At 71.2% G+C, this 12,887-nt stretch carries 10 protein-coding genes; 8 read left to right on the top strand and 2 right to left on the bottom strand.

Annotated elements, in window-relative coordinates; all coding sequences use genetic code 11:
- Positions 1-255: 255 nt before the first annotated feature.
- The 8 genes from N8J89_RS11225 to N8J89_RS11190 are packed head-to-tail and all read left to right on the top strand — an operon-like array spanning position 256 to position 9,596.
- Positions 256-2,268 (top strand): DUF2059 domain-containing protein, encoded by a 2,013-nt coding sequence (locus N8J89_RS11225; protein ID WP_283664270.1) that lies wholly within the window; start codon positions 256-258, stop codon positions 2,266-2,268.
- A 5-nt stretch (positions 2,269-2,273) separates the two neighbouring features.
- A complete protein-coding gene (pelF, locus tag N8J89_RS11220; protein WP_283664269.1) occupies positions 2,274-3,722 on the top strand; it encodes a GT4 family glycosyltransferase PelF in 1,449 nt (482 codons plus the stop codon).
- Complete coding sequence (locus tag N8J89_RS11215) at positions 3,719-5,176, top strand: hypothetical protein (protein ID WP_283664268.1); 1,458 nt, start codon at positions 3,719-3,721, stop codon at positions 5,174-5,176. The genes pelF and N8J89_RS11215 overlap by 4 nt, the downstream gene beginning before the upstream one ends.
- A gap of 33 nt (positions 5,177-5,209) precedes the next feature.
- Entirely contained in the window at positions 5,210-6,205 is a 996-nt protein-coding gene (locus tag N8J89_RS11210; RefSeq protein ID WP_283664267.1) for an SDR family NAD(P)-dependent oxidoreductase, read from the top strand.
- A 29-nt stretch (positions 6,206-6,234) separates the two neighbouring features.
- A complete protein-coding gene (locus tag N8J89_RS11205) occupies positions 6,235-6,981 on the top strand; it encodes a sugar phosphate nucleotidyltransferase (protein WP_283664266.1) in 747 nt (248 codons plus the stop codon).
- 55 nt (positions 6,982-7,036) lie between these two features.
- On the top strand, positions 7,037-7,990 hold the full coding sequence (locus N8J89_RS11200; protein WP_283664265.1) for an NAD-dependent epimerase/dehydratase family protein: 954 nt from the start codon (positions 7,037-7,039) through the stop codon (positions 7,988-7,990).
- Positions 7,987-8,700: a spherulation-specific family 4 protein gene (locus N8J89_RS11195; RefSeq protein WP_283664264.1), complete on the top strand. Its 714-nt coding sequence runs from the start codon at positions 7,987-7,989 to the stop codon at positions 8,698-8,700. The genes N8J89_RS11200 and N8J89_RS11195 overlap by 4 nt, the downstream gene beginning before the upstream one ends.
- Complete coding sequence (locus tag N8J89_RS11190; RefSeq protein WP_283664263.1) at positions 8,625-9,596, top strand: endo alpha-1,4 polygalactosaminidase; 972 nt, start codon at positions 8,625-8,627, stop codon at positions 9,594-9,596. Before N8J89_RS11195 ends, N8J89_RS11190 begins: the two co-directional genes overlap by 76 nt.
- On the opposite strand, the gene N8J89_RS11185 is transcribed toward N8J89_RS11190, so the two are convergent.
- Together N8J89_RS11185 and N8J89_RS11180 are read right to left on the bottom strand one after the other, a co-directional pair.
- On the bottom strand, positions 9,544-11,754 hold the full coding sequence (locus N8J89_RS11185; protein WP_283664262.1) for a copper-translocating P-type ATPase: 2,211 nt from the start codon (positions 11,752-11,754) through the stop codon (positions 9,544-9,546). The two genes, N8J89_RS11190 and N8J89_RS11185, sit on opposite strands and share 53 nt — an antisense overlap.
- Before the next feature lie 126 nt (positions 11,755-11,880).
- The gene (locus N8J89_RS11180; protein ID WP_283664261.1) at positions 11,881-12,729 is read right to left on the bottom strand and encodes a glutamate ABC transporter substrate-binding protein; all 849 of its coding nucleotides are present in this window, start codon (positions 12,727-12,729) and stop codon (positions 11,881-11,883) included.
- Between the last annotated feature and the right edge of the window lie 158 nt (positions 12,730-12,887).

The following is a 12,887-nucleotide window of genomic DNA, read 5'->3' as shown; positions in this document are numbered from 1 at the left end:
TTCTTTCGTCAAAAGCGCAGGTCAGCTCGCGCTTCTTGCGTTGTCAAGGGCCTTTGGGGCGGATCTCGGCGCGATTTTTGACGCACGTCCTATCTGTTATCAGTGATGTCGGCCGGAACACGTAACAGAACCTTGTGCTGAGCGATTATTTTTGCGGAGCCGCAATGGCGGCCCTTCCTTTCCACCGCACGTGTGGTCACGGACGCGTGCATGAACGGGGTTTTCGTGAGTTCTCTTCGTGTGCTTCGCCCTGTCTTGCTACGGGTCGCGGCCGCCACCGCGTTCGTGCTGACCCTCAGCATGACCCCGGTGGCCTCGGCCGCGGACACACCCGCCCGGATCGACCTCAACGTCCTCGTCGTCACCGACGGTGGATCCTCCGCAGAGGCCTTCCGGGCAGCCCTGGTCAACGAGGGCGTGCCCAGCACCGTGGTCCGGCTGGCCGACCCGCAGCGGCCGGTGCTCACCGCCGCCTACCTCGCCGACACGGTCAACTCCACGCCCCGGGCCAAGTTCCAGGCGGTGGTGCTGCCCAACGAGGCGCCTGCCGGGCTCGCCCAGGCGGAGCTGGACGCGCTGGCCGCCTACGAGAGCCGCTTCGGCATCCGCCAGGTCAACGCCTTCGCCTACCCCAGCCCCAAGGTCGGCATGAACACCCCGCACTACGCGGGGCAGTTGGACGGCACCACCGCGCAGCTCACCGCGAGCGCGCTGGGCGGGGCCTTCCGCAACCTGCGTGGCCCGGTCGCGATCGAGAACGGCGACCCCGCGGTGTGGGAGGCATACGGCTACCTCACCAACCAGGTGCCCGACGACCCGGCCACCGGCACGACCTTCACCCCCTACCTCACCGGCGTCTCCCCCGACGGCAGCCAGCAGGGCGTGCTGGCCGGGGTGCTCAAGCAGGGCGCCCGCGAGCAGCTGACCCTCAGCGTGGCCTACAACAGCGAGCAGCTCCAGTTCAAGACGCTCCAGCACGGCCTGATCAGCTGGCTCACCAAGGGTGTCCACTTCGGACACCACCGCTCCTACCTCAGCGTGCACATCGACGACGTCTTCGACGGCGACGACCGCTGGAGCGGCGAGCACAACTGCACCCCCGGCGACATCGACTGCCAGGGCGACGTGCCCGCGCTGCCCGCGATCCGGATGAACCCGGCCGATGTCACCAAGGTGGTGCAGTGGCAGCAGCAGCACGGGATCAAGCTGGACATGTACTACAACGCCTACGGCAGCGACGAGGTCGTCGCCGCCCAGGGCTCGGACCCGCTGACGGCCGCACTGCTGCAGCACAAGGGGCAGTTCCGCTGGGCCAACCACACCTACTCGCACAAGTTCCTCGGCTGCGTGCAGGACACCTCGGTGGTGCCGTGGCGGTGCGCGACCAACCCCGACGGCACCGTGAAGTGGCTGCCCAAGGCCGACATCGTCACCGAGATCAACAAGAACCACCAGTGGGGCGTCAACAAGGGCCTTGCCTTGCAGCGCAACGAGATGCTCGCCGGTGAGCACTCCGGCACCAAGATCCTGCCGCAGCAGCCGCTGGACAACCCCAACTACGTGGCCGCGCTGCGCGAGACCGGGGTGGCCTGGATCGGCCTGGACGCCTCCCGCGAGCCGGCGCTGCGCCAGGTGGGCACCGCGCAGGGCGTGCCGCGCTACCCGATCTCGGTGTACTACAACGTGGGCACCAAGGCCGAGATGATCGACGAGTACAACTGGGTCTACACCTCCCGCGCCAACGGCGGTTCCGGCATCTGCGAGGACAACCCGCAGACCACCACCTGCATCCAGCCCTTGGGCGCCAACGGTTTCGACTCCTACATCGTGCCCACCCAGATCCGGCTGGGCATGCGGTTCATCCTGGGCAACAACGCGCGGCCGCAGTACGCGCACCAGTCCAACATCGCCGAGGAGCGGCTGCTCTACCCGATGGTCGAGGGCATGCTGTCCAGCTACCGCAACACCTTCGCCTCGAACGCCCCGATCGTGAACCCGAGGCTGTCCGACGCGGGCACGGTGATGAAGCGGCAGGACGCCTGGCGGGCCGCGGTCGCCGCGGGCAAGGTCACCGGCTACCTGCTCAACGGCCGGGTGCACACCATCGCGCCGAGCGGGCTCGACGTGCCGGTGACAGTGCCGGAGGGCACCCGCACGCCCGGCGTGCTCGGGCTGCCCGGCCCGGTGTGGGGCCAGGCATACGCCGGTGAGCGCTCGGACTGGCGGCGCAGCACCGGTGGCACGTTCACCCTCGTGCTGCCGGCCTGACTCCGATGGACGTCGCGCTGATGACCGAGGGCACCTACCCGCACAGCTTCGGCGGGGTGAGCGTGTGGTGCGACCAGCTCGTGCGCGGGCTGCCGCAGCACCGGTTCCACCTGCTGGCGCTGGTCTCCACCGGGCAGGAGCCCACCGCGTGGGAGCTGCCGCCCAACGTGGCCTCGCTGACGCTGGTCCCGCTGTGGGGCGCCGACCACCACGGTCGCAGGCCGGGGCGGCGGGCCCTGCGCGGGTTCGGCGAGCTGTTCCGGGAGCTGCTGGCCACGCTCACCGTGGCCGGCCTGCCGGACAAGGCGGCCCGCTTCACCACCGTGCTGCGCGCCCTGTTCGACTACAGCCAGCGCAGCGACCTCTCGGCCAGCCTGCGCGATGAGGACGCGGTGCGGGCCATGATGGCCGCCTGGCGGGACTGGCCCGAGGAGCTGGGCAAGCCGCCGACGGTGGCGGACGCGGTGACCGCGGTCGAGCTGCTGGAGCACTCGCTCCGGCCGCTGGCCGCGCCACCGGTGCTGGCCGACGTCTCGCACTGCGTGGCCAACGGGCTGGCCGCGCTGCCCGCGCTGACCGCCAACTGGTGCCACCAGACCCCGCTGCTGCTCACCGAGCACGGGATCTACCTGCGGGAGCGCTACCTGGGCTACCGCAGCTCGCCCTACCGGCACCCGGTGAAGGCGCTGCACCTGGCCTTCTTCCGGCAGGTGTGCGAGCTGGCCTACCGCACCGCGGCGCTGGTCGCGCCCGGCAACATCTACAACAAGCGCTGGGAGGAGCGGCTGGGCACCGACCCGGCCCTCATCCGCACCGTCTACAACGGCGTCGACCCGGCCGACTTCCCCGCGGTGGAGGCCGAACCCGAGGTGCCCACGCTGAGCTGGGCCGGCCGGGTGGACCCGATCAAGGACCTGGAGACCCTGATCAAGGCCTTCGCGCTGGTCTGCGAGCAGGTGCCGAAGGTGCGGCTGCGGCTGTTCGGCGGCACCCCCAAGGGCGGCGAGACCTACGCCAACCGGTGCAAGGAGCTGGCGAACAGCCTGGGTGTCGGGGACCGGGTGATCTTCGAGGGCCGGGTGGAGGACATCAGGGACGCCTACGTGGCCGGGCACGTGGTGGTGCTCTCCAGCATCTCCGAGGGCTTCCCGTACACGCTGATCGAGGCGATGACGGTGGGCCGCGCCTGCGTGGCCACCGACGTCGGCGGCGTGCCGGAAGCCGTGGGCGACACCGGGATCGTGGTGCCGCCACGGGATCCGGCGGCCATGGCGCAGGCCTGTGTGCGGCTGCTGGCCGACCGGGACCTGCGGCACGCGATGGCCGCCGCGGCCCGGCACCGGGCGCTGGAGCTGTTCACCGTGGACAAGGCGGTCGGCACCTTCGACGAGCTCTACACCGGGCTCGGCGTGGTCACCGAGCAGGCGCGCGCGCTCACGGCGGCCGCGTCATGAGCGCGGGCACCGTGCCCGAGCTGGAACCCCTCGGGGTGCTCGGCGTCCAGGATCCGCTGCCGGATGTGCGCACCCTGGACATCCCGCCGCGGCTGCGCGAGCTGGCGCACCGGTTCGAGTCCTTGTGCGCCAACGCGGTCGACCCGCTGGAGGTGGCCGCGGGGCTGGAGGCCGACGGGCTCTCCGACCAGGCGGTCAAGGCCCGCTTCGGCTGTCCCGACGTGTTCTCGCTGGCCGAGGAGCTGTTCCGGCTGGTGCCGCGCGCACCGGCGGAACCGGCCCCGCAGCCCGAGGTCTGGGCGGCCAACCCGAAGCTGCACCTGCTGCGCGGCGTGCTCTTCGCGCTGCCCGGCCTGGGTTACACCGCGGCGACCCCGCTGCTGGTGCGACCGGCGGCGCTGACGGTGCTGGTGGGCTCGCTGGTGCTGTCCTGGACGCTGAGCCAGGGCCTGTCCTACCTGGGCTACGTCCGGCTCGGCCAGGGCCGGGCGGCGGCGGCGTACTCGGTGCTGCGCAACGGGTTGTTCGCCTGCGGCGCGCTGGTCGCGCTGCTCTCCACCGGACTGGCCGTGGCCAGCGACGCGGGCTGGGCCGTGCTGGCCCTGGGCATCGGGCAGGGCGTCTACCTGCTGGCGGCCACCGTGCTGCTGGTGCGCGGCGCGGAACTGTTGCTGCTGCTGGCCCTGACGCCCGCGGTGCTGGCCGGTGGCCTGCACCTGCTCGGCGAGCACCGGCTGCTGCCGCACTGGGCCGAGCTGCTCGGCCTGATCGGCTCGGTGCTGCTCACCACCGGGTTCGCCATCTGGCGGACCAGACCGGCCAACCCGGTGCGGGACAAGGCGAAGCTCGGCTGGACCGAGCTGCGCAACGCGCTGCCGCACGCGCTGTTCGGCCTGTGCGCGGCCGGGCTGCTCGCGCTGCCGGTGGTGTGGGCGGTGCTGCCGGATGCGCCGGAGATCCCCGGCGCGGCACTTGCGGCGCTGCCGATCTCGCTGAGCATGGGCATCGCCGAGTGGTGCCTGTTCGGCTACCGCAGGCGGATGGGCCGCCTGCTGCGGGAGAGCACCTCGCTGCACAGCTTCGCCCGGCGTTCCCGGTTCGTGCTCACCGGGGTGCTGACCCGCTACCTGCTCGCCGCGGCCGCGCTGTGCGCCGTGGTGCTGCTCGCCGTGCCAGGGGCCATCCCCGGCGCGGTGCCCACCTACACCGCCTACCTCGCCCTCGGTGGCGCCCTGTTCCTCGCCCTGCTGGTGCAGGCCTTGGGGCTGAACACCATCGCGCTGCTCGCCTGCGGCGCGGCGCTGGCCGCCGAGGTGGCCTTCACCCTCACCGGCGGGGCCGGGCACTGGCCGCTGGGCACCGTGTGGGTGCAGCTGTCCGTCGCACTGGCCCTGCTCCTCGTCCTGTACTGCCACGCGGCCGTCTCGCTCGGCAGCGCGGTCCGCCACCGCTGAAACCCAGTTCCGCCAAGAAGAAAGAGGAACACCGTGTCCAACGTCGTCGCCGTGACCGGCGCCGAGGGCTTCATCGGCTCCCACCTGGTCGAGCGCCTGGTCGCGCACGGCCACCGGGTGCGCGCCATGGTGCTCTACAACTCCTTCGGCTCCTGGGGCTGGCTGGACTCGCTGCCCGCCGAGGTGCTTGACCAGGTCGACGTCGTGCTGGGTGACGTCCGGGACCAGGCCAGCGCCCGCGAGCTCATCGAGGGCGCCGAGGCCGTCTACCACCTGGCCGCGCTGATCGCGATCCCCTACTCCTACCGCGCGCCACGGTCCTATGTGGACACCAACGTGATCGGCACGCTGAACGTGCTGGACGCGGTGCGCGCCGAGCAGACCCCCAGGCTGGTGCACACCTCCACCAGCGAGACCTACGGCACCGCGCTGACCGTGCCGATCAGCGAGGCGCACCCGTTGCAGGGCCAGTCCCCCTACGCCGCCTCCAAGATCGGCGCGGACAAGCTGGTCGAGTCCTACCACCTCAGCTTCGACGTGCCCGCGGTGACGCTGCGGCCGTTCAACACCTTCGGCCCGCGCCAGTCCGCCCGCGCGGTGATCCCCACCGTGATCAGCCAGCTGGCCGCCGGGGCCACCGAGCTGAAGCTGGGCGCGCTGGACCCGACCCGCGACTTCCTCTACGTCAAGGACACCGCGGCCGCCTTCCACACCCTGGGCACCGCACCGGCCTCGGCGGTGGTGGGCGAGCTGTTCAACGCCGGCACCGGCGAGGAGGTCTCCATCGGGCAGCTGGCCGAGGACCTGGTGCGGGTGATGGGCGTGGACGCGGTGATCACCGAGGAAGCCCAGCGCATCCGGCCGAAGAACTCCGAGGTGCAGCGGCTGGTGTGCGATGCGGCGAAGCTGCGCGAGCGCACCGGCTGGGCCCCGGCGCACACCAGGGACGAGGGCCTGGCCGAGACCATCGAGTGGTTCCGGGACCCGGCCAACCTCGCGCACTACAAGCCCGGCATCTACACCCAGTGATCGACGAGCAAGGACAAGGGGCAACGACGATGCACGCGATCATCCTGGCCGGTGGCAAGGGCGTCCGGCTGCGGCCGTACACCACCTGCCTGCCCAAGCCGCTGGTGCCCATCGGCGACGAGTTCTCCATCCTGGACATCGTGATGACCCAGTTGGCGCACAGCGGTTTCCGCAGCGCCACCCTGGCCATCGGCTACCTCGGCGACCTGATCCGCTCCTACGTCGGCGACGGCGGCAAGTGGGGCATGGCGGTGGACTACGCCGAGGAGGAGAACCCGCTGGGCACCATCGGCCCGGTGGTGCAGCTGCTGGACTCGCTGCCCGAGCACTTCCTGGTGATGAACGGCGACGTGCTCACCGACCTGGACTACGGCGCGCTGCTGCGCAGGCACAGCGCGGAGCAGGCGCCGCTGACCGTGGCCACCTACCAGCGCCAGGTGAAGATCGACTTCGGCGTGCTGAGCGCGGCGGACGGCAAGATCGTGGAGTTCACCGAGAAGCCGACCCTGGACTACCGGGTCAGCATGGGCGTCTACGGGGTCAGCCGGGAGGCGCTGCGCGGCTACACGCCAGGGCTGCCGCTGGGCTTCGACGAGCTGGTGCTGGACCTGCTCAAGACCGACACCCCGCCCAGCAGCTACGAGTTCGACGGCTACTGGCTGGACATCGGCCGTCCCGATGACTACGACCGGGCCAACGCCGAGTTCCCGGTGCTGCGGCACAGCCTGCTCAAGGACACCCCGTTGCAGCACCCGCCGCTGAAGGTCCCCGCCTGAGACCGGCGGCTCCCGGAGACGACCGACCCGCCGTCCGCCGTCTCCACCGTCCACAATGACCGTCCACAACAGACACAATGAGGAGATCGCAGTGCCCCGCGTGTTGTTGCTCGGCGCCACCGGCTTCATCGGAAGGCACGTCCACCGGCGGCTCACCGAGCGGGCCGGACTGGAGGTCGTGACGGTCGCGCGCGGGCCACTGCCCTCTTCCGCCTGGCACATCCAGCTGGACCTGACAGCCGAGAACGCTCACCCGATCGGCGGACTGCTCGCGCGGACCGCCCCCGACATCGTGATCAACTGCGCCGGTCTGGTCGGCGGCGATCCCGCCGATCTGGCCGCCTGCAACATAGATCTGCCCGCCGCGCTGGTGCGGGCCGCGCTGTGCGGCCCCGCGCGGGTGCGTCTGGTGCATCTCGGTTCGGCTGCGGAATACGGCAGGGTGGTGACGGGCGAGCCCGTCACCGAGCAGACTCCGACACGACCGGTCGGCGTCTACGGGATCACCAAGCTGGCCGCCAGCCGGTTGGTCTGCCTTGCCCGCGTGGCAGGCCTGGATGCCGTGGTACTGCGGGTGTTCAACCCGATCGGCCCCGGATCACCGCCCGGCAACGTCGCCGGAAGGCTGGCCCAGGAGCTGCTTCGGGCCCAAGCGGAGGGCGACGAGGTCCGGCTCGGCCCGCTCTCCGCGGTGCGGGACTTCATCGACGTCCGGGACGTCGCCGAGGCGGTCTACGCCGCGGCGCTGGCCCCGGAGATCGGTGACCCCGTGCTCAACGTCGGCAGTGGAGAGGGAGTCACGGTGGGCGAGCTGGCCAAGGCGCTCACCGGGACAGCCGGTTACACCGGCCCGATCAGGCAGGCTGACGCAGGCTCCGCGCGCTCGGCGGAGGTGCCGTGGCAGCAGGCCGACATCAGTGCGATCGGGAAGGCCCTCGACTGGCGACCCGCCATCGACTTGGCCACCTCGCTATCGGACCTCTGGCAGGAGGCGCAATGCCGCACATGACCATGGAACCGGACCGCGGGCTGCTCGCGGTTCCGGCCTACTTCCACCCCACCACCGCCCCGGCCGACTGGCAGACGCTGGTCAGCGCCGCGGAGTACCTGCGCCTGGTGATCCTCAACATCGACAGCGGACCAGGGCTGGCGAAGGAGATCATGTTCAGCGCCGTGGTGCAGCGGCTCAAGCTGGCCGGCATCCCGGTGATGGGCTACGTGGACACCGGCTACGGGCGCTGCTCACGGGAGCTGGTGCAGCGCCAGATCGCCCGCTACCACGCCTGGTACCGGGTGGACGGGGTGTTCTTCGACCAGGTCTCGGCCGACGCCGAGCACCTGCCGCAGTACAAGAGCCTGGCCGCGGCCGCACGCGGGATGGGCGCGCGCACGGTGGTGTTCAACCACGGCGTCTACCCGGCCTACGGGTACGCCAAGCTGGCCGACCTGCTGGTCACCTTCGAGGGACGGCTGCGCGAGCACGAGAACCTCAAGGTCCCGGCCTGGGCCTACGGCATGCCGGCCCAGCGGTTCTGCCACCTGGTCTACGGCACGCCGAGGGGCGACACCGAACGGACGTTGCAGCGGGCCTCGCGGTTCAACGCGGGCGCGGTGTACGTGACCGACCTGGACGGAGCGAACCCGTGGCGACGACTTGCGGGGCATTTCAACCGGCAGACCCTGGCCGTCGGCCGCTGCGGCCCACGACGCGTGTCCTGACCCTGCTGCTGGCCGCCTTGCTGGCCGGCGGCTGCGCACCGGGCAACGCCACCGAGGAGGACGCGGCCACCCCCGCCTCCCCGGTGGCCCCGGCCACCAGCACGGACGCCCCGCCCGGCAGCACGGGGACCCCGGCTCCTTCGCCGTCGGAGCCGGGGTCCGCCCCGCCGTCACCAGCCCGGTCGCCGCAGCCGGAACAGCGCTGGCGGCCCGCGCCGGGCGTGACCTGGCAGTGGCAGCTGACCGTGCCGGTGGACACCTCGGTCAAGGCCGAGGTCTTCGACATCGACGCGGTGGAGAACGGCCCCGAGGTGGTCCGCGAGCTCAAGGCCAAGGGCAGCAGGGTGATCTGCTACGTCAACGTGGGCGCCAGCGAGGACTACCGCCCGGACGCGCACCGCCTGCGCGGTCCGGTGCAGGGCAAGGAGAACGGCTGGCCCGGCGAGCGCTGGCTGGACGTCAAGCGCCTGGACGTGCTGCTGCCGGTGATGGCCGAACGGTTCCAGGTGTGCCGGGACAAGGGTTTTGACGGGATCGAGGCCGACCTGGCCGATGCCTACGCCCACGACACCGGCCACCAGATCACCGCCGAGGACCAGCTCGCCTACAACCGGGCGCTGGCGAAGCTGGCCCACGGCAAGGGGTTGGCCATCGGGCTGAAGAACGCGCTCGGGCTCATTCCGCAGCTGGTGGCCGAGTTCGACTTCGCGGTCAACGAGCAGTGCGCCGAGTTCGACGAGTGCGCCAGGCTCACGCCGTTCATCAAGGCGGGCAAGGCGGTCCTGCACGCGGAGTACGAGGTGGCCAACGACAAGTTCTGCCCCAGCAGCCGCAAGCTCGGCTTCAGCTCGATGCGGAAGAACCTGAAGCTGGACGCTCCGCGCTGGCCCTGTTGAGCCGGACCCGGCGCAGCAGCTGGGCGTTGAGCGCGACCACGATGGTGGACAGGCTCATCGCCACCGCGCCCACCGCGGGCGGCAGCACGAACCCGATCCCGGCCAGCACCCCGGCGGCCAGCGGCACCGACAGCACGTTGTAGCCGGTGGCCCACACCAGGTTCTGCCGCATCTTGCGGTAGCTGGCCACCGACAGCCGCCGCACCGCGAGCACCCCGCGCGGGTCGTCACCGGCCAGCACCACACCGGCGGACTCGATGGCCACGTCGGTGCCCGCCCCGATGGCGATGCCCACGTCCGCACGGGCCAGCGCGGGCGCGTCGTTCACCCCGTCGCCGACCATGGCCACCCGGTGCCCGCGTTCTTGCAGCGCCCGCACCGCCGAGTCCTTGTCCTCGGGCAGCACCTCGGCGAACACCTCGTCCACACCCAGTTCCGCCGCGACCGCCTCGGCCACGTGCCGGGCGTCCCCGGTGACCATGACCACCCGCACTCCGGCCCGGTGCAGCTCGGCCACCGCTTCCCGCGACTCCGGCCGCACCTCGTCGGCCAGCCCGATCGCACCCAGCACCTCGTTGTCCCGCAACACGTGCAGCACCGCCGCACCCCTGGCCGCCCACTCCTGCGTCGCCCCGGTCAGCGGCTCGATCCCCTTCTCCCGCAACAGCGCCGGTCCGCCGACGCTGATCACCGACCCGTCCACGGTGGCCCGCACTCCCCGGCCGGTCAGCGAACGGAAGTCACTGGCGCGCGGCAGGTCCGGCCCCGCGGCGGTGACCACCGCGCGGGCCAGCGGGTGCTCGGAGTCGCTCTCCGCGGCGGCCGCGAGTCGCAGGGTGTCCGGGTGCCCGGTCACGCCGATCACCGCCGGGCGGCCCTTGGTGAGGGTGCCGGTCTTGTCGAAGAGCACCGCGTCGACCTGGCGCATCCGCTCCAGCGCGAGCCGGTCCTTGACCAGGATGCCCGCGCGGGCCGACAGCGAGGTGGACAGCGCGATCACCAGTGGGATGGCCAGCCCGAGGGCGTGCGGGCAGGCGATCACCAGCACCGTCACGGTGCGTTCCACGGCGGCGGTGAGATCCCCGAGCAACGTCCAGACCAGGAAGGTCAGCACCCCCGCCGCCGCGGCGAAGTAGAACAACGCGGCCGCCGCCCGGTCCGCCAGGGCCTGCACCCGGGACCGCGACTCCTGGGCCTGCGCGACCAGCCGCTGGATCCCGGCCAGCGCGGTCTGCTCCCCCACCGCGCTGATCCGCACCCGCACCGCCGAGTCGGTGGCCACCGTGCCCGCCACCACCCGGTCCCCCACATCGCGCCGCACCGTCCGCGACTCCCCGGTCACCATGGACTCGTCGACCTCGGCCGCCCCGTCCACCACCACGCCGTCCGCGGGCACCCGCCCACCGGAACGCACCAGCACCACATCACCCACGGCCAGCTCCGCCAGCGGCACCGGCACCGGGTTCCCGTCCGCCCCAAGGCGTTCCGCGGTGTCCGGCAACAACTCGGCCAGCGCCGCCAGCGCGCCGGAAGCCTGCCCGAGCGCGCGCATCTCCAGCCAGTGCCCGAGCAGCATGATCACCACCAGCAGCGCCAGCTCCCACCAGAAGTCCAGCTCCGGACCAAGAACGCCCAGCGTCGCCAGCGCGCTGGCCAGGAAGGCGACCGAGGTGCCCATCGCGACCAGCGTCATCATGCCGGGCCTGCGCGCGCGGAGCTCGCCGACCGCGCCGGTGAGGAAGGGGACGCCGCCGTAGAGGAAGACCACGGTGCCGAAGACCGGGGCGACCCAGGCGAGCCAGGACGGGACGTGGTAGCCGAGCCAGCCGGAGACCATGTGCGAGGCGAACACGGCCGGCACGCTGAGCCCGAGGCTCAACCAGAACCGGTCCCGGAACTGCGCGGCATGGTCGCCATGGCCGCCATGCGCGCCGTGGCCGCCGTGGCCCGCATGCTCGCCCGCACCGTGGCTCGCATGCGCGCCGCCGTGGCCCGCGTGCCCGTCCGCACCGCCCTGGCTCGCGTGCGCGCCGCCGTGCCCGGCATGCCCACCAGCGCCGCCATGGCTCGCGTGTGCGCCGTGCCCGCCACCCTCGTGGCCGCCCGCGCCGTGTCCCGGGTGCTCATCCTGCTTCGTCTGCTGCTCGTGTTCGCGCACTGCTCTCTCCTCCTCAGTGGACGACCACTGCAACAATACCCCCCGGGGGTATGTTCCCACTCGGCCAAAAAAAGACGGCGGGCGTCCCCCAAGCTGGGAGATGCCCGCCGTCGGCGCTGGTGAGAGCTACCGCTCCGTGATCGACGGCGGTGTCGGCACCTGGTAGCCAGAGGGCCCGACGTTGCGGTCGATGGACTTCTTCCACTCGCCGCTGCTGATCATCTTCTCGATCGCGGCGTTGATCGCGGTCCGGCCCTCGGCGTCGTCCTTGTTCAGGCCGATGCCGTAGCGCTCCTGGGTGAACGGCTTGCCGGCCACCTTGAGCAGCTCGGGGTTCTGCGCGGCGAAACCGGCCAGGATCACGTCGTCGGTGGTGACCGCGTCGACGTTGTTGAGCAGCAGCGCGTTGACGCACTCGGAGTACCGGAAGTACTCGACGAGCTGGGCGTCCTTGGCGAACTTCTGCCGCACCTGCTGGGCCGAGGTGGAGTCCTTGACCGAGCACAGCTTCTTGCCGTTGAGCGACTCCGGGCCGGTGATGTTGTTGGTGGTCGACCGGACCAGGATGGCTTGCCCCGCAACGAAGTACGGTCCGGCGAAGGACACCGACTGCTTCCGGGTGTCGTTGATCGAGTAGGTCGCGACCACGAAGTCCACCGACCCGTCCTTGATCAGCTTCTCCCGGTCGGCGGCGCGCACCTCCTTCCAGGTGATGTCGGAAGGCTGCACACCGAGCTGGCCGGCGATGTACTTCGCCACGTCGATGTCGAAGCCCTCGAACTTGGTCTCGGTGACCTTCAGCGACAACCCCGGCTGGTCGAAGCGAACCCCGATGGTCACCTTCTTGGTGTCCCCGGCGCGGGCGACCAGCGACTTGCTGCCCCCGGCGGATCCCTGCCCCGGTGTGCCACAGGCGGCGGCCAAGGCGACGGCGGCCAGCGCCGCACCGATTCGCAGGAGCCCGGTGAATCGCATCGCATGTTCCTTCCGACGGCCGGAAAGCTGAGGGAAGTTCAGCCCGGCTCTACGTGTCAGTTCGTGCGCGCCCGGCCGGGTGTTTCAACACTTGTATGTGTCACACCTCACAGCGAGCGGCAACGCAGCCGCACCTCACAGTCTGAACAACCGATCTC

The organism is Crossiella sp. CA-258035, from assembly GCF_030064675.1.
Taxonomy (GTDB): Bacteria; Actinomycetota; Actinomycetes; order Mycobacteriales; family Pseudonocardiaceae; genus Crossiella.
Note: the sequence above shows the minus strand (reverse complement) of the source record. Positions and strands in the feature narration are given on the sequence as shown.

What these genes read in the sequence shown, in the direction of transcription:
- N8J89_RS11200 (WP_283664265.1), top strand. Translation starts at nt 7,037, where the DNA reads ATGACCGTCCACAACAGACACAATGAGGAGATCGCAGTGCCCCGCGTG.
- N8J89_RS11215 (WP_283664268.1), top strand. Translation starts at nt 3,719, where the DNA reads ATGAGCGCGGGCACCGTGCCCGAGCTGGAACCCCTCGGGGTGCTCGGC.
- N8J89_RS11180 (WP_283664261.1), bottom strand. Translation starts at nt 12,729, where the DNA reads ATGCGATTCACCGGGCTCCTGCGAATCGGTGCGGCGCTGGCCGCCGTC.
- N8J89_RS11205 (WP_283664266.1), top strand. Translation starts at nt 6,235, where the DNA reads ATGCACGCGATCATCCTGGCCGGTGGCAAGGGCGTCCGGCTGCGGCCG.
- N8J89_RS11195 (WP_283664264.1), top strand. Translation starts at nt 7,987, where the DNA reads ATGACCATGGAACCGGACCGCGGGCTGCTCGCGGTTCCGGCCTACTTC.
- pelF (WP_283664269.1), top strand. Translation starts at nt 2,274, where the DNA reads ATGGACGTCGCGCTGATGACCGAGGGCACCTACCCGCACAGCTTCGGC.